At 60.5% G+C, this 14,809-nt stretch carries 18 protein-coding genes; 7 read left to right on the forward strand and 11 right to left on the reverse strand.

Translation table 11 applies throughout. The annotated features are described in order from the left end of the window. Window positions 1–45: 45 nt before the first annotated feature. The gene (locus tag ACTJK4_RS21725) at window positions 46–1,005 is read right to left on the reverse strand and encodes an aromatic alcohol reductase (RefSeq protein WP_440818942.1); all 960 of its coding nucleotides are present in this window, start codon (window positions 1,003–1,005) and stop codon (window positions 46–48) included. A 92-nt stretch (window positions 1,006–1,097) separates the two neighbouring features. Here ACTJK4_RS21725 and ACTJK4_RS21730 point away from each other — a divergent pair, with 92 nt between their 5' ends. Next, window positions 1,098–1,511, forward strand: coding sequence for a winged helix-turn-helix transcriptional regulator (locus ACTJK4_RS21730; RefSeq protein ID WP_313903713.1), 414 nt, complete (start codon window positions 1,098–1,100; stop codon window positions 1,509–1,511). A 52-nt stretch (window positions 1,512–1,563) separates the two neighbouring features. Here ACTJK4_RS21730 and lspA read toward each other — a convergent pair whose 3' ends face one another. Then, the gene (gene lspA, locus ACTJK4_RS21735; protein ID WP_260803912.1) at window positions 1,564–2,073 is read right to left on the reverse strand and encodes a signal peptidase II; all 510 of its coding nucleotides are present in this window, start codon (window positions 2,071–2,073) and stop codon (window positions 1,564–1,566) included. Between the two features lie 878 nt (window positions 2,074–2,951). Between lspA and ACTJK4_RS21740 the strand changes: the two genes are divergently transcribed. Both ACTJK4_RS21740 and ACTJK4_RS21745 read left to right on the forward strand, forming a co-directional pair. Continuing rightward, complete coding sequence (locus ACTJK4_RS21740) at window positions 2,952–4,292, forward strand: cytochrome C (RefSeq protein WP_232041316.1); 1,341 nt, start codon at window positions 2,952–2,954, stop codon at window positions 4,290–4,292. A gap of 39 nt (window positions 4,293–4,331) precedes the next feature. After that, window positions 4,332–4,952 carry a c-type cytochrome gene (locus ACTJK4_RS21745; RefSeq protein ID WP_260803913.1) on the forward strand — a complete coding sequence of 207 codons (621 nt, stop codon included), beginning with the start codon at window positions 4,332–4,334 and terminating at the stop codon, window positions 4,950–4,952. A gap of 56 nt (window positions 4,953–5,008) precedes the next feature. Here ACTJK4_RS21745 and ACTJK4_RS21750 read toward each other — a convergent pair whose 3' ends face one another. Next, the gene (locus ACTJK4_RS21750; RefSeq protein ID WP_232041318.1) at window positions 5,009–5,302 is read right to left on the reverse strand and encodes a DUF1330 domain-containing protein; all 294 of its coding nucleotides are present in this window, start codon (window positions 5,300–5,302) and stop codon (window positions 5,009–5,011) included. A 63-nt stretch (window positions 5,303–5,365) separates the two neighbouring features. On the opposite strand from ACTJK4_RS21750, the gene ACTJK4_RS21755 reads away from it, so the two are divergent. Beyond that, complete coding sequence (locus ACTJK4_RS21755; RefSeq protein WP_440076368.1) at window positions 5,366–5,824, forward strand: MarR family winged helix-turn-helix transcriptional regulator; 459 nt, start codon at window positions 5,366–5,368, stop codon at window positions 5,822–5,824. 141 nt (window positions 5,825–5,965) lie between these two features. Here the strand turns inward: ACTJK4_RS21755 and ACTJK4_RS21760 are convergent, their stop codons facing one another. Both ACTJK4_RS21760 and ACTJK4_RS21765 read right to left on the reverse strand, forming a co-directional pair. Further along, the gene (locus tag ACTJK4_RS21760) at window positions 5,966–6,931 is read right to left on the reverse strand and encodes a dienelactone hydrolase family protein (protein WP_440818907.1); all 966 of its coding nucleotides are present in this window, start codon (window positions 6,929–6,931) and stop codon (window positions 5,966–5,968) included. Window positions 6,932–7,579: 648 nt separating this feature from the next. Next, a complete protein-coding gene (locus ACTJK4_RS21765) occupies window positions 7,580–8,071 on the reverse strand; it encodes a DUF4124 domain-containing protein (RefSeq protein WP_440818908.1) in 492 nt (163 codons plus the stop codon). Between the two features lie 440 nt (window positions 8,072–8,511). Between ACTJK4_RS21765 and ACTJK4_RS21770 the strand changes: the two genes are divergently transcribed. From ACTJK4_RS21770 to ACTJK4_RS21780, 3 genes are all read left to right on the forward strand, one after another. Next, window positions 8,512–9,765 (forward strand): Hsp70 family protein, encoded by a 1,254-nt coding sequence (locus ACTJK4_RS21770; RefSeq protein ID WP_440818909.1) that lies wholly within the window; start codon window positions 8,512–8,514, stop codon window positions 9,763–9,765. 92 nt (window positions 9,766–9,857) lie between these two features. Further along, a complete protein-coding gene (locus ACTJK4_RS21775; protein ID WP_440818910.1) occupies window positions 9,858–10,412 on the forward strand; it encodes an NADPH-dependent FMN reductase in 555 nt (184 codons plus the stop codon). Between the two features lie 251 nt (window positions 10,413–10,663). Then, window positions 10,664–10,924, forward strand: a complete 261-nt coding sequence (locus ACTJK4_RS21780; protein WP_316880944.1) for a hypothetical protein — start codon at window positions 10,664–10,666, stop codon at window positions 10,922–10,924. A 13-nt stretch (window positions 10,925–10,937) separates the two neighbouring features. Here the strand turns inward: ACTJK4_RS21780 and ACTJK4_RS21785 are convergent, their stop codons facing one another. The 6 genes from ACTJK4_RS21785 to cynS all read right to left on the reverse strand — a co-directional run bounded on the left by ACTJK4_RS21785 (window position 10,938) and on the right by cynS (window position 14,756). Next, window positions 10,938–11,798 carry a transglutaminase-like domain-containing protein gene (locus ACTJK4_RS21785; protein ID WP_440818911.1) on the reverse strand — a complete coding sequence of 287 codons (861 nt, stop codon included), beginning with the start codon at window positions 11,796–11,798 and terminating at the stop codon, window positions 10,938–10,940. A gap of 100 nt (window positions 11,799–11,898) precedes the next feature. Further along, entirely contained in the window at window positions 11,899–12,183 is a 285-nt protein-coding gene (locus tag ACTJK4_RS21790) for a hypothetical protein (RefSeq protein ID WP_147215574.1), read from the reverse strand. A 454-nt stretch (window positions 12,184–12,637) separates the two neighbouring features. Further along, window positions 12,638–13,072, reverse strand: coding sequence for a hypothetical protein (locus ACTJK4_RS21795; protein ID WP_440818912.1), 435 nt, complete (start codon window positions 13,070–13,072; stop codon window positions 12,638–12,640). A gap of 54 nt (window positions 13,073–13,126) precedes the next feature. Further along, window positions 13,127–13,414: a barstar family protein gene (locus tag ACTJK4_RS21800; RefSeq protein WP_440818913.1), complete on the reverse strand. Its 288-nt coding sequence runs from the start codon at window positions 13,412–13,414 to the stop codon at window positions 13,127–13,129. 305 nt (window positions 13,415–13,719) lie between these two features. Continuing rightward, window positions 13,720–14,202 carry a nuclear transport factor 2 family protein gene (locus tag ACTJK4_RS21805; RefSeq protein WP_232041328.1) on the reverse strand — a complete coding sequence of 161 codons (483 nt, stop codon included), beginning with the start codon at window positions 14,200–14,202 and terminating at the stop codon, window positions 13,720–13,722. An 83-nt stretch (window positions 14,203–14,285) separates the two neighbouring features. Beyond that, window positions 14,286–14,756, reverse strand: a complete 471-nt coding sequence (cynS, locus tag ACTJK4_RS21810; RefSeq protein ID WP_440818914.1) for a cyanase — start codon at window positions 14,754–14,756, stop codon at window positions 14,286–14,288. Between the last annotated feature and the right edge of the window lie 53 nt (window positions 14,757–14,809).

Here is a 14,809-nt window from a genome sequence, read left to right on the forward strand (position 1 = left end):
AACTCGAAGGCTGCACGCTGAACAGCCGCGCTCCGGCGGCCCGCCTTACGATTGCGCGTTGCGGCCCGACGCAAGGTTTGCATGGATCCACGCTGCCACGTCAGTGACAGGAATGGCGTGGCGTTGATTGAACGTCCCGCGCTTGTCCCATGCGACACCCCGCCCTTGGGCAAAAGCCGCACGATACTTGCGCATCATGTTGTGCGGGTCGCGTGCCAACTCGTCGAGCAAATACTGCTCGGTCCACTCTGAGCGGCTGAAGGGACGACCGAGGGCCGCTTGCAGCTTGTCCGCGACTTCACCGTAGGTCACGGTGTCGCCGGCCAGATAGACGATCTCGTTGCGGATACGTGGTTGAGCGAACACGATCTCGGCAGTGAGCGCGCCGATGTCATCGGGCGTTGTCAGCGTCACAGCGGTGTCCAGGCTGCCGAGGGCGTGAACCGCATGGTTTTGCAGGTCGACAACACCAAAGTCCGGCTCAAACAGGTAGCTCATGAACATGCCGGTCGAGATGATGACCCACTCGGTCTTGTGCTGACCGCGCAGCAGTTCGCGCACATCCAACTGCGCATCGAAAATGTCCTGCGGACTGCCGCGACCGATCACATCAAAGTCCACCCCGAACTGCCATGGGAAGTACCTCGGGATACGCGCCTGCAAGGCAGCCCGCGCCAACTTCATTGGCGTGTCGATGCCGGCTGCATAACCCGCGCAGCCGATGACGGTGTCATATTGCGCGAAGACGTCGGCAAGCTCTTCGATGGAGCTTTTCACAAGATCGCCTACGACGATCTCGATCCCGAGACCTCGGATCTGAGCGATATCTTGTTGCTTGCCGGGTGCGCTGGACTCAACGGCACTGGCGCGCAGCAGCACGCTGATCTTCGCGCCGTCCACGCCCTGCGCGCGGCGTGCAAGATTGCGCAGTACAGGGAGACCGAGTTCACCGGCACCGAGCACGAGAATGTTCTGGGACGTAGCGTTAGGATCTGTTTGATTCATCATCTAGCCTGCCAAGGAATGTGTTGCGGCAGTCTAGCGATGCATGGGTGTGCATGGAAGAAGGCACACGCGTGATACTGGGAGCCACGCAGTTGGATCGAGACGAACTTCTCAACTATTCGCAGACCGTATGTGACGGCCTGAGAGACGACGATGATGGATTGCGGCGAGAGGTGCTCGCCCATGCCGGAAGCCGTTGGTCACTCGGCGTCGTCCACACGCTGGGCGTGTACGGCAGACTGCGCCATGCAGAAATCGGCAGGCGCATGCATGGCGTGACTCAACGCATGTTGACGCGCACGTTGCGACAGCTCGAGCGTGACGGCTTGGTGGTCCGTCACGACTTTGAAGAGATACCGCCCAGGGTGGAGTACGAGCTGTCCGACACGGGCATGGAACTGCTCGTTCGCATGGTCCCGTTGTGGACCTGGATCGTCGAGAATGCGGACCGCTTCCGAGAAGCGAGGCTGAATTTCGACAGCGAGCACCGCGATGCAGACGCATAGCCGGCTGGCGTTTCGATTCGCCTACGCGATGTTGGCTCGGGCCCTTCACCCCTCAGGCCGTCGACGCGCCCGGCAGGGTTGGTCCGCGCTTTACACCACGGAAGAGAAGGAGCGCCACGCCGAGCATGATTCCCATGTCTGCGACGTTGAACACCCCTGTTCGCAACTGGCCGATGCCCATGTTCAGAAAATCAAAAACCCGGCCATCGTAGACACAACGATCGAACAGGTTGCTCAGCCCTCCACCCAGAATGCAAGCTGCCGCAATGACTTCGGTACGGCGGAGCGTGGGCGAACGCAGCACCCACACGAACAGGCCGACCAGAATCGCCAGGACGCCATAGATGAAGACGATATTGCGCGTCGCATCCGACATTCCAGCCCCCAGGCTTAGGAACGCGCCGTGGTTATAGGTGGGTAGAACGAGCAGGCTTCCTGAAAGCAATGACACGACTTCGCCGGGCGTCAATATTTGCTTGAATAAAGCCTTCGTCGCCTGGTCGATGATGATCCAGGCGAGCGCGCCAAGCAGCGCAGTGGCAACTCTTTGTTTCGTCGTCATTCGAGAGGTCATCTGTAAGCGGGACCCCATTCTAGTCAGAGTCAGATTCGGGGAACGGCTGCACGGGAGTTGTCCACAACCGCACTGAGGATGTCGACCGGCCGCTCCTGGCCGTAAGCTGCCTGATGCGGCTTTCGTGAACTGCGATTAGGTATTCAGCAGCCGATTCCCGCATGCAGCGAAAGCGATGCCGCTGGCGTCAAAGAAGAAGGGGCCGAAGGTGGCGGCGTCAGCATGCCATCTGACAAAAAAAGGCCCCGGCCGGGACGGGTGGCCGAGGCTAGCTAGGACTGCATGGACGATCAGGGAGAGGGAGGAGCCTCCCCTTAATTTTCCAGGGGCGGAGTCTATGGAAAGGGCCCTGCCGAGGCAATTCAACAATTCTCAGCGGGACCGATGCTGTAAGGATGACGCCTCCGCAAACTGAGGGTGTCTCGGGCCTCTTGAAGCATTGGAGGCGCTGACGTCATTGGACCAACGTCTGCTCTCTGCTGTGTGGGGAGGGGGGACTGCCACCCTCACCTTGCCCCAGCCTTCCCGGCCCGTCACGGGAAGGCGTCAATCCATTGCAATTGGTTGTAGCCCGTGCGCTTTATGGCGGCTACCACATGCAACGTTTTCGGATCGACATCGCGGCCCCCAGCAACATCGAGAACAGCCCAAGTTTTCTCCCTCGCACAGCGCGCAAACGTACAACCGGCATTTCCACGAGGAACGCCCCCTTCTTTGCAAGCACGCCCTGCCTTTGTGGCACGCGTAAAAGGTTGATCCGTATCAGGCTAATCGCGTCGGAGCGTTTGACAGTTCCGGCAGCGGCGCCTTTCATAGATGAGCGTGCTGGTGAAAAAACCGAACAAAAAAAAGTGGGGAGGGGCACCATGCGACGTTTCAATACTGCGCTCCATGCGCTCGCGGGGCTGCTGATCGGCGGCCTGATGGCGTGGTCAGGACAAGCCAGTGCGGTACCGGCTTTCGCCCGCCAGACCGGAATGGCATGCATGGCGTGCCATGTCAGTTTTCCTGAACTGACACCCTTCGGCCGCTTCTTCAAGATGACCGGCTATACGCTGGCCAACAACAAGACGATTCCGCTCTCGGGCATGGTGCAGATTTCGCGCACCAACACGCGGACGATCGATCAGGACAACTTCGACTTCGTGCGCAACGGAGACACGGTGCCGCAGCAAGTGAGCCTGTTCTACGCTGGGCGCATTGCGGGGCCCGTGGGTGCCTTCGCACAGTGGACGTACGACGGTGTTGCGCACCACAGCGCGCTGGACAACACCGATATCCGCGCTGCATGGCACCTCACGCGTGAGGACGTCGAGTTCATCTACGGCGTCACGGTCAACAACAACCCGACGGTGTCTGACGTGTGGAACAGCACGCCGGCGTTCGGGTATCCCTATGCGGCCCCCAGCATCGGCGTGCCTCCACTGGCAGGCACCCTTGTCGACGGTGCATTGGCACAGCAGGTGGTAGGCGCCAGCGCATACGCTTTCTGGCAACGCCATATCTACGCAGAACTGGGCGCCTATCGGACTGCCGATCAGGCCTTCTCCGTGTTCCGTGCTGGGCAGGACACCGCAACCCCGGGCGGCGTTGCGCGCTTGAGCGGCGCGAACCCGTACTGGCGTCTGGCATACAACCAGGAGTGGGGCTCGCATTCGGTCATGTTTGGCACATTCGGGTTGCTGGCCAACCGGTATCCCGACAACACCATGCCGGGCACACCAACCGATCGCTTCAAAGACTATGCGCTCGACGCGCAGTACCAGTACCTGACCATGACCCATGCGTTCACGGCGCAGATGGCATGGATTCACGAGCAACAGAACTGGCGGGCGAGCTTCCCGAGCGGTGGCATCGGCGCGGGCCCCACGCCAGCCAACCCAACCGATCACCTCGATACCTTCAAAGCCAAGGCGTCGTACTACTACCAGCGCAAGTACGGAGGATCGGTCGCGTACTTTTCAACAACCGGCAGCGCAGACCCCGGCCTGTACGCCCCAGAGCCTGTAACGGGCAGCGCCAACGGGCGGCCCGACACGCAAGGCCTGATCCTGGAATTGGACTATTTGCCTCATCCGCAGATCAGGCTCGCGCTGCAGTACACGTGGTACCTGAAGTTCAACGGCGCCCATGCCAATTACGACGGCAACGGCAGAAACGCGGTCGATAACAACACGATTTACCTGCTTGGCTGGTTCATGTTCTAGCCGTAGGTCACGCGCGAAGATGCGAGGGGGGAGAACGCCATGAATGGATTCCATCAGCACAGGCGAGTCTGGCTGACCGCGCTGGCAGCGTTGGCGATGATCGGCTTATCAAACATGGCGGGCGCGCAGGATGGCGAGAAGCTGGCCGCGCAGCTGTGTTCTTCGTGCCATGGGGTGCACGGCAAGAGCGAAGCGCCGATGTTTCCGCGCCTGGACGCACAGGTGCCGCAGTACCTGGAAGGGCAGCTGAAAGGCTTTCGCAACCGCGGCCGGGGTGAGACTGACGCACAGGCCTTTATGTGGGGTATTGCATCGCAGCTCGACGACGCAACCATTGCGTCTCTGGCCGAATACTATGCACGGCAGACTGCACCTGCCGGCCCTGCGGGTGACCCGGCACTGATGGCGCGCGGCAAGGAGATTTTCGAGCACGGCCTGCCTGCGGAAGGCGTACCGGCGTGCGCGTCGTGCCACGGGGCGCAAGCGCAGGGCAACGGAACCTTCCCGAGGCTGGCGGGCCAGCATGACGCCTATCTCTTGCGGCAGATTGCGGTGTTCAAGAACGGCACGCGCGCCAACGCTCCCGTGATGAGCGCCGTTGCTCACACGCTGACAGACGACCAGGCGAAAGCCGTTGCTACGTTTTTACAGGCGCAGTAGCGGTCTGCATTTTTTGAGCGTACCGACAACGTACGTGACTGGCCGGAAGCGGCCGATCACGACAGCGTTTCGACAACGAACATCCGCGCTTGCTGGGCCTCCTGACGATCCGCCTTGATCGGCGCATAGGTCTCGGAATTGTAGAAAGCCAGCGCTTGGGCCAGCGTCGGGAACTCGAACACGCCAGCCATCGGCAACGGGTCTTCATCGCCCTCCAGAACTTGCGCGACCGGGCCGAAATGCAGGATTCGCCCACCCGCGTCTTGCAGTGCAGCTTGAAAGCGCGGAGCAAGCGCCGCCTGCTTGGCTGCGTCGAGGATGCGTAGATTGACGTGTACGTATGCCGGCATTGTGCCTCCTAAATAATGCATATACAGTATTGATGGCAGTCACGATTGTCAAACGAGGTAGGCATGAAGGGTTTTGATCCAGAGGCTTTGAAGAACGTTGCAGCGGAGTGCCCAGGCTTCCAGGCACGCGCAACGGCGCGCGCGCTCACGCGTTACTACAACGCCTGTTTCAAGCCGCTCGGGCTCACGGCGGAGCAGTTCAGTCTCTTGGTTGGAATCGGTGAGGCCGAGGGCACGACGCTGGTCGAGCTGGCGGATAAGGCCGGGGTCGACCCCACTACCCTCAGCCGATCTGTCCAGAATCTGGAAAGCCGGGATTTGCTCCATGCCACCGGCGGACGCGGCCGCGCTGGAAAGCAGTTGACCCTTACGACATCGGGGCGTCGGCTCGTGGCCGATGCGCTGCCGGTGTGGAGTTCGGCCAGAGCAGAACTTGCCGAGCAGATGGGCGATAAAGCGCTTCGTTCAGCAACGCAGGCAATGGCGAAACTGGCCAACGCTGCAGAATCCTCGCGGGCGTAATGCTTCAGGTCACGCAGGCCCCGATTTGTTGGACCAACCTGCGCTGCACTGGCGTCTTGAGCGCATGGGCCGTTCGGTAACGAGGTGCCACGTTGGCTTGTCGTGCTGGATGCGAAAAAAGGGTGATGCAGATGCCCGAATCTACTGCCGTGAGAAGAGCGTACTCAGATACGCGCGAACGTCACGGATGGCCGCTTCGCGTGCCTGGGCGTTGGCTCCAACATGCGGGCCCAGTTGAACGCATGCATCCTTGAAGGTGAACTCGGAGTGGGTGGCGAGGTTGATCAATATCCCCTTCTCGTCTTCGGCGATCTCGCACGCGCGCACCGTTTGCGAGCCTTTGGCTACGGTGGGTGGCATGTCGAGCGGCAGATCGAATGCATGAGGCGCATCGGGGTACACCGTCATTGCAACGTCGTTACCGGCCTTGCGCAGGCGCTCCACATATGCCTCGCATTTTTGGGGCGGGTCGTAATCGTCGGCAGCGCCATGGAACTCCCGGATGGGGGCATCTACATCGGTCTCGTCCCGATAGCGCGTCATGCAGTCGGGATAAAACGGAATGTATGCCTGGAAGCGCGCACCGCTGGTATTCCACAGCCGGTGAAGCCGGCGCATCGCCGCATACAGCGTGGCCTGCCCGCCGCGCGAAAAGCCCATCAGCACGATCCTTTTGGAATCGATTCTCGGATGATGTGCCAGAACGGAAAGCGCACCATATGCGTCGATGATGAGATTCAGCCGCCCCAGCTGGCTTTGGTCACGACTTGTCGAAACGATGCCTCGCCCCGTGAAGCCGTCGATGGCAAAGGTGGCGATGCCCATGGCATTGAATATGCGCTCCCACATTTCGATGTTGGGGCCAATGCCGCTGGAACCGTGAATGAGCACCACTGCCGGCTGTCGCCCGCTCGCCTGGGCGAGGCGTAGCACGCCTCCCACCATCACAGGCTTTCCGTCTTTGCTGCCGGTCAAGACCTGAGTGTCCGACAGCGTGAACGACGGAATCGCATGCACTTCGACATGCGCCGCAATATCACCGCTTTGCGCGTGCGATGTGGTGGCCCAGCAGCACAGGGCAAGGGCGAAAACAGTCAACCACTTCATTGCCTAGCCTCCTGGCGTCAGCCGTCGGTTTTGAGCGTACCGCGCGAAGTCTGATCGCGCTCCAAAGACTTGAATACTGGCCAAAACAAAGCGACGCAAAGACATTTGCGCCAGCCGGCATCTGATTTCAGTCGATGACAGAAACCTTGATCGGCGTTCCATACGCATGCTGCCGGCTAAGCGCAAACAGCTGACCCAGGCTTAGCCTTTCGTTCCAGATATGGCGTAACTCCAACCCATACCTCGCCTCAACATCCTCAGCCAAGGTTTCGAGCTCAAGGGCGTCAGGAGTCCATTGCCGAGGATATAGCGCTCGGTATATAGCCAGAATCTCATCATCCGGGCTGAGCATCAGCTTCTGCCTATCAGGTAGCGCAAACGCGCCTACAAAGACGAGTAGGAATTCGCGGATCTCCAACTTTGAGGCGGACGGGAAAGCTCTGCGCCAACGCTTTCCCTGACAGCTCCGGCCACTGAACGTTGCAGGCAAGCCCCATCCAAGGGACGCTGACCATAGTAGGGAAACCAGAAGGAGTGCGATAACGATGAATGTGGTCACGACCTACCCATATTGGAAATGGAGATTCGGAAACCGCCCAGCCCACGAAATGCCGGCAAAGTCTTTACAGCCAGTTCTAAGGAGTGGTCCTATCGGCGGGCTTCAGCGTTTCGCGCCGTGCAATTTGTCGGCTCCTTGACTATAGGGCACTGCGCAAGGGCCTCGACTTTTACCGAGCCATTCGCGTTTTTATATGGGCCAAAGCATTCCTGCGCCTGGCGGTACAGCTTCCATTGCTCGGCGCAGCTGAGGCCATCGGTTTCCGTTGAGGGTGCAGCGGCATCGACGACCGCAGGCGCGGCGGGGGCCGATACGGAACGCTTCGCCCGCGGGGATTCCGTGGATTGCTGCAAGCGAAATAGCGCTTCTCGTTGCTCCGCCGGGCTTGGCGCATCGTTTCTTAGCGTCATGGCTTTGGCGTTGCCTCGGTATTTATCGGGCACAACGTCGCCATAGTGCACAACGCCTTTCTCATCCACCCATTTTGAAACCTGGGCCTGGGCCATGCCGGCGCCAAGCAGCGCCAATGCCAACGCGATCGATACACACCAGTTGCGCGCGGAGAGGGCTCTCATGAACATGCATCGGCTCGCTAGTTTTTGAAGGGAGGGAGCTTATTTGGGCGGCCACCGATTACACACGCCCGGCGTACCGGAACGTCAGTGCAATCCAAGCCTTGAAGCAAAGAAATCTCTGTCCGGATTCTCACTCTACGCGACTTGCATTGAAATCCCCCGCCCGTCTCGGGGAACCGTCTTGCTGCTGTTATTGGTTATAGCCCCGCCGCTCTATGGCGGCTAACACGTCCCACGTTTGCGGATCGACATCGCGGCCCCCCGAGCGACATCGATACGTACGCATCAATCGCATCCACAAAGCCTTTGATGAAAGCCGGCGGGAATGGGTGTGCGCAGACCCGTCGCACAAAGCCACTACAATAGCGCCCCTTCGCCGGTGGCCCCCGCTCCTGATATCCCGTGCAGGCGCATGCCTCCAGCTGCACTCCAGAAGCCACAATCCTATGATGTCAAACGCCTGCGGCGTCGATTTCGGCACGTCCAACTCCACCGTCGGCTGGCTGAGATCGGACGCACCCACCCTGCTGCCGCTCGAAGACGGCAAGGCCACGCTGCCTTCCGTCATCTTCTTTCACGCCGAAGACCCGACGGTCAGCTACGGCCGGGCCGCGCTGACCGACTATCTTGCCGGCTACGAGGGCCGTCTGATGCGCTCGCTCAAGAGCCTGCTCGGCACGTCGATGATGGACGACAGCACCGAGGTCATGGGCCAGGCCATGCCCTTCCGCAAGCTGCTGGCGCATTTCATTGGCGAACTCAAGCGGCGCGCCGAGCACGCCGCCGGCCATGAATTCCGCCGCGCCGTGCTGGGCCGCCCGGTGTTCTTCATCGACGAAGACCCCAAGGCCGATCAGCTCGCCGAAGACACGCTGGCGGACATCGCGCGCGACGCCGGCTTTGACGAGATCGCCTTCCAGTACGAGCCCATCGCCGCCGCGTTCGACTACGAGGCCGGCATCAGCGGTGAAGAGCTTGTGCTGGTGGCCGACATTGGCGGCGGTACGTCGGACTTCTCACTGGTGCGCCTGTCGCCCGACCGCGCGAAACGCCTTGACCGCCGCGAAGACATCCTCGCCAACGGCGGCGTTCACATCGGCGGCACCGACTTCGACCGCGCCTTGAGCCTAGCCAGCGTGATGCCGCTGCTGGGCCTGAACAGCACGCTGCGCAACGGCAAGGCGATGCCGTCTGGCCAGTATTTCGACCTGGCGAGCTGGCATACCATCAACCACGTGTACACGCGCAAGGCGTGGACGGTGGTGATGGACAACTACCGAGATGCCGCCGACACCGAAAAACTCGACCGCCTCATCCGCCTGATCCGCGAGCGCGCCGGCCACTGGCTGGCCATCCAGGTGGAAGCCGCCAAGATCGCGCTGTCGGACGCTCCGGTGGCGGAGATCGACCTGCACCGCATCGCGCCCGAGTTGAAGCAGCCCGTCACGCGTGAGGATTTCGACCAGTCGATTGGGAAGCTGGTCGGCAAGACGGTCTCGACGGTGCAGGCCATGCTGAAGACGGCGGGCGTGGCAGCGGAAGCGGTCGATACCATTCTCTTTGCCGGCGGCTCCAGCGGGGTGCCGTTGCTGCGCGAACAACTGGCGCAAGTGCTGCCGTCGGCGCGGCGCGTCGAAGGCGACCTGTTCGGCGGGATCGGTTCCGGCCTGGCGCGCGATGCAGCGCGCAAGTTTGGCTGACGGGTTGAAAAGGCGGTGGGGCGGCGGGACGATTCGAGCGTATCGAACCAGACAGCCCGGCGCGCGGCAGGATGCCTCTAAAGGAAAACCAGATGAAGCTCCTAGCCATCTCCGGCAGTGCCCGCCGCGATTCCGTCAACACGGCGCTACTGCTCGGCTTGAAAGACGTTGCCCCTGAGGGCGTTGAGCTATCGGTATTCCATCGCCTCGACACCTTGCCGGTCTTTTCCCCTGACCTGGAAGGGAAACAGACACCCGCCGAAGTGCTGGAATTCCTGGCGCTCGTGTCCGGATGCGACGGAATCATTATTGCCAGCCCCGAATACGTTCGCGCGATTCCGGGAGGGCTCAAGAACGTCATCGATTGGATGGTCTCGCGATTCGAAGTCATCGGGAAACCCATTGCGCTCGCACATGCATCTCATCGTGGCGACGACATGCTCACATCGCTCCGGCTGGTGCTGTCCACCGTCAGCGATCAGTTTCTCGAAGACGTATTTCTGCGCATCCCGTTGATTGGAAAAATGCCAGACGAAATCAAAACCCTACTGAAGGTGCCTGAGCGGCAGTCCGAAATGCGCGCATTTCTGTCGGCTTTCGTGGCTGCGATTCGCTCTCGGCAGACAGCTTCAACAGCCAACGCCTAGCTGCCACTCCGACCTAACGCAGGCATTCCCACCCGTCACGGGACTGCGTCAATCTCTTGTTATTGGCTGTAGCCGCCCGCGCCAAGTCCAATGCCCGCCAGGCGCATCTCGGTTGCCGGATCGCTCCTTGCGTGTGTCTATAACGTTGAAGATGACGTGATTGCGCATTGCGCATTCTTCCATGGTCATTGGCGCTGAATGCGGCAATGCTGCAATACTGGCGCACAGAAATAACGCACACCGGAGGCAACATGACACGCACCACCGACTACCGTGGCTTTCAGATTCATGTGGAGCTTGCTCAGACGTCTGAGGACATGTTTGATGTGTGGTTCCGGATCGAAGGGCCGATGGAGCCTGCGGGCGTGGCAGCCCTCGGCAAACGGATCAAGGCCCATGGCGGCCCGTTTTCACGGCGATGGGCGCACTTGGTGGGGGAGGTGGCGGGGCGCGCCGCAGTGGATGTCATTCTTGGCCCTGAGGACGTCCCTCCAGCGACGCAGGAATGGTGAGCGCGCTGGCGGCTTACCAAGTGCAGATGGCTTGGTCGGTCGGCATTGGCAGATCGGCCTTCGGCTCTGCGCTTGTGAGCGCGTGCACCTGGACGCTGGGACGCGCGGGTTCGACATCACCAAAGATCATTGCGACGGGGACTTCAGTGGCATCGCGGCCGGTACCAATCCGCAGGAGCCCCATGGGCATCGATCCGTTTGATGGATCGAGCAGATTCCATCGATTGCCAAGGTACACCTCCACAAATGCGTGGAAGTCAGGCGGGCCGAGGGCAGGGTCGGCTCCGTAATTGACGCTCGTCGCGAAGCGGGCCGGAATGCTGAGCGCACGACACAACGCGATCATCAAGTGGGCGTAGTCCCGGCATACGCCATGCCGATCCACCAATGTGCTGACCGCAGAGGTCTGCTCGCTCGTGGAAAGCGGAATGAATTCCACGTACCGGCAGACCCAATCCCGAATCGCAAGGACAAGCGCGTACCCGCGCTGATATCCGCCAAACTCCCGGCGCGCAAACGCCATGAGGCGGTCTGATTCGCAATATCGGCTGGGGGCCAGAAAGGGAATAACGTCCAGCGGCAAATCCGCCACCCGCACCTCAAACAATGACTGAGGCGACGTGAGCAAGTGATGCATATCAACGGTAGCAACATAGTTGATAGCGAGATGGCCGCGCGGTGCCTGCACCCGTAGATGACGGTTGAGCAAGCCCGGCTCAGTCTGAAGCGTGGTCGGAACTGCAGGGGTCAGTTGCAGCGATTCGGCAACGATGGTCTGCCGCGCAGTCTGCGCTGCATGGAAGTTGAAGATGAAGTCTGCAGACTGATCGTGAATCTCATACGTTAGGCAGATCGAGTACTGCATTCGAACCATGCGCGCTCCTGGTGCCCAGCATTGCTGGGCTGCTTCATTGGATGATGGCGCCTGAACAGGCCACCGGGCAGACGTTCCGAGTTGGGCCTCACAGAACCCGCTACTCGCCCGCCATGGACTGGCCAGGCACGAGCCCATCGATGATTTCCTCGGCGCCATGCGTGGCCGCGCGCTTTGCAGCGCCTACGTTGTCCCATGGCTCGCCTCTGAGGCGAAAGACGCGGGAACGCTCATCGTCCATCGTCTCGCCTTCACGGCAGATGACGACCGAGACGCTGTACGCACGGTCGGGGCGTTTCTCGTGCCACTCGCGTGGCGGGTTGAAGGGGTAAATCAGGGGGTAAATCGCGAACCCTTTGTAGAAGGATGTCGGGTAGGTATCCATGGCGGATCTCCCATAGGAAATGCAGGCAGGCCGGAGCGACTAAGCGTGATGCTTTGAGGGCAAGACGAGAATTCCCCGGGGCGGGTGAAGTGCGGGCCGTGCCGGAAAACCGGCTCGGAAAGGCAGCGTGGGTGGCTGGATCGAGGTGGGACGTCGGCGACGCGTCGATCAGAGGCGAAGCAAATTTTTCTTGTGCCGGGGCCGATGATGGCCCCGCTGGAATCCGTACCTCACTCTACTCCGATATCGGGATCGTGGGCCCGGGTATTTCTGGGGGCGCTGCACGTCACATTGCGCGCTGTGATGCTGTGGGTTGCCAGGTCAGCAATGCGAGTCGTTCATCCGCAGAACTGTCACCCTTACCTCGCCCCATCTGCTCGGCATTCCCGCCCGTCACGGGAATGCGTCAATCTGTTGTTATTGGCTATATGCAAACGGGTCTCCTTACCGTCATTTAAGGCTTGAACGATAGAGTGATTGCCGTGGGGCAGAACCGAGCACCGCCTTGGCTGCCGTCAGGCGTTGGTCGACCTTCGACACGAAGAGAACGCTTGGGCAGAAGCCGGAACAGCAAGTCGCAGGTCGCTTCTCCGTTGCCGGTGTAAAGGTACACCCCCGCTGCGATTCGTCTCGCCTCGCCCGCTTCAGAGTAGATGCGATAGTTAGGGCCAAAGATGCGAAACCAGAAGCGTAGGCCCTTGTCGGACGTCGCTTCAACCAATGCCTGGTTGACAACACGTGCCCGACTGAATGGTTCCCGCGCCGCGAAGATGTTATCGACGGCGGCGTATGCCTGCGGTTTGGCTCGCCAGGCGGGTTCGTCAGCCTGTTCCGCATGCGCTGTAACACAGAGCACTGCGGTCAAGAAAAACCCGAGCGTTCGCGGCATTTATCACTCCCCGGCAATGCTGCCATGCTGGAATCACTTCGTAGCCCTCATCGGTCATCCACGCTCAATCTGCGCAGCAAGCGAAGGGAACTGCTTCGCCATGTCGCTCAGGCAGTCAGACATCAGCTTCGCATCGCGAGGAAACCTTTGCTCAAATGCAGTCCAATTCTTCAGCCGAAGGACGTGCGGCATGTCTACAAGCGCCACGATTGCATCCCAGAATGCATCCCAGTTTTTCCCGTACCAGCCCGGAAACTGCAGTTGGTCTCTTAGCCGCTCATGCAACTGCGCAATCGACTCAATATCACCTAATTCAATTTCCACAGCATATACGCGTGCCACCGCCCGCTCTCCTTTTGAGTGAGATCTCGCAGCATACTGCTTGGCCGCCCGCTGCCGCAGCGATCAAGTCCACGAGCGAACGCTTGACTCCGGCTTTGCGCCTCATGCCTCAGCATTCCCGCCCGTCACGGGAATGCATCAATCTGTTGTTATTGGCTGTAGCCTCGCCGCTCTATGGCGGCTAACACATCCCACGTCTGCGGATCGACATCGCGGCCCCGAGCGACATCGAAACGTACCCAACGCCACCCGATCGCCGCAGCGCCACGCCCTGAGCGTGGGTGCGCTGCGCGTGTCGCGAGGTCTCAGAGGCCGAGATCGCTCAGGCCAGGATGATCGTCCGGACGACGCCCCAGCGGCCAGTGATACTTGCGCTCGGATTCCTTGATCGGCATGTCGTTAATGCACGCATAGCGGCGCTGCATCAGGCCGTCTTCGCCGAACTCCCAGTTCTCGTTGCCATAGGAACGGAACCAGTTGCCCGAGTCGTCGTGCCATTCGTAGGCGTAGCGGACGGCAATGCGATTTCCGCCGAATGCCCACAGTTCCTTGATCAGACGGTACTCGTGCTCCTTCTTCCATTTGCGATCGAGAAACGCCTGCGCTTCCGCCCGATTGTTCGCAAACTCTGCGCGATTGCGCCATTTCGTATCGAGCGAATAGGCGAGCGCGACCTTGGCGGCATCGCGCGAATTCCAGCCGTCTTCTGCAAGACGGACCTTTTCCTTGGCCGATTCCAGCGTGAACGGCGGAAGCGGCGGACGAACTGCTGGCTGTTGAGTCGACATGACGGCTCTCCTTTTTCAGATTAGCGATTGGGTTGCATTGCACTTCGTGCGTTGCGGATCGCCCGACCCGCAACGCGATGAACTCAGAATGGCTTGGTCGGCAGGTACTTGCCGTTGAGCGTGATGACGGCACGCTCGCCGCCTTCCGGGTCCGGCACCTTCTGGATATCGAGCTTGAAGTTGATTGCGCTGATGATGCCGTCGCCAAATTTTTCGTGCACGAGCGCCTTTAATGTCGAGCCGTACACCTGCACCATTTCGTAGAAGCGGTAGATGGTGGGATCGGTGGGCACGCCGCCCGGAATGCTGCCGCGCATGGGAATGGTTTGCAGCAAGCGCACGGCGTCGGCATCGAGTCCAAGGCGCTCGCCGACCAGCTTCGCCGCGTTCTCCGGCAGCGCGTGCTGACCGAGCAGCGCGGCTGTCGTGTACGCAACGCTCAAGCCCGTGCCTTCGTTGATGGCTTCAAACGTGAGGTTCTTGCGCACCTTCGCGTCGATGATGGCTTCCGTCAACGCTTCGCGCGCGTTCGGCGTGACTTGCGATTGGGTCATGATGTTGCTCCTTGAATAAGACAACGTGGTGAGATCTGCAGTCGGAATAACGC

The sequence above is a fragment of the Ralstonia sp. 22111 genome, from assembly GCF_052045895.1.
GTDB lineage: Bacteria > Pseudomonadota > Gammaproteobacteria > Burkholderiales > Burkholderiaceae > Ralstonia > Ralstonia wenshanensis.

What these genes read in the sequence shown, in the direction of transcription:
- ACTJK4_RS21725 (WP_440818942.1), bottom strand. Translation starts at nt 1,005, where the DNA reads ATGAATCAAACAGATCCTAACGCTACGTCCCAGAACATTCTCGTGCTC.
- lspA (WP_260803912.1), bottom strand. Translation starts at nt 2,073, where the DNA reads ATGACGACGAAACAAAGAGTTGCCACTGCGCTGCTTGGCGCGCTCGCC.
- ACTJK4_RS21740 (WP_232041316.1), top strand. Translation starts at nt 2,952, where the DNA reads ATGCGACGTTTCAATACTGCGCTCCATGCGCTCGCGGGGCTGCTGATC.
- ACTJK4_RS21745 (WP_260803913.1), top strand. Translation starts at nt 4,332, where the DNA reads ATGAATGGATTCCATCAGCACAGGCGAGTCTGGCTGACCGCGCTGGCA.
- ACTJK4_RS21750 (WP_232041318.1), bottom strand. Translation starts at nt 5,302, where the DNA reads ATGCCGGCATACGTACACGTCAATCTACGCATCCTCGACGCAGCCAAG.
- ACTJK4_RS21755 (WP_440076368.1), top strand. Translation starts at nt 5,366, where the DNA reads ATGAAGGGTTTTGATCCAGAGGCTTTGAAGAACGTTGCAGCGGAGTGC.
- ACTJK4_RS21760 (WP_440818907.1), bottom strand. Translation starts at nt 6,931, where the DNA reads ATGAAGTGGTTGACTGTTTTCGCCCTTGCCCTGTGCTGCTGGGCCACC.
- ACTJK4_RS21765 (WP_440818908.1), bottom strand. Translation starts at nt 8,071, where the DNA reads ATGTTCATGAGAGCCCTCTCCGCGCGCAACTGGTGTGTATCGATCGCG.
- ACTJK4_RS21770 (WP_440818909.1), top strand. Translation starts at nt 8,512, where the DNA reads ATGATGTCAAACGCCTGCGGCGTCGATTTCGGCACGTCCAACTCCACC.
- ACTJK4_RS21775 (WP_440818910.1), top strand. Translation starts at nt 9,858, where the DNA reads ATGAAGCTCCTAGCCATCTCCGGCAGTGCCCGCCGCGATTCCGTCAAC.
- ACTJK4_RS21780 (WP_316880944.1), top strand. Translation starts at nt 10,664, where the DNA reads ATGACACGCACCACCGACTACCGTGGCTTTCAGATTCATGTGGAGCTT.
- ACTJK4_RS21785 (WP_440818911.1), bottom strand. Translation starts at nt 11,798, where the DNA reads ATGGTTCGAATGCAGTACTCGATCTGCCTAACGTATGAGATTCACGAT.
- ACTJK4_RS21790 (WP_147215574.1), bottom strand. Translation starts at nt 12,183, where the DNA reads ATGGATACCTACCCGACATCCTTCTACAAAGGGTTCGCGATTTACCCC.
- ACTJK4_RS21795 (WP_440818912.1), bottom strand. Translation starts at nt 13,072, where the DNA reads ATGCCGCGAACGCTCGGGTTTTTCTTGACCGCAGTGCTCTGTGTTACA.
- ACTJK4_RS21805 (WP_232041328.1), bottom strand. Translation starts at nt 14,202, where the DNA reads ATGTCGACTCAACAGCCAGCAGTTCGTCCGCCGCTTCCGCCGTTCACG.
- cynS (WP_440818914.1), bottom strand. Translation starts at nt 14,756, where the DNA reads ATGACCCAATCGCAAGTCACGCCGAACGCGCGCGAAGCGTTGACGGAA.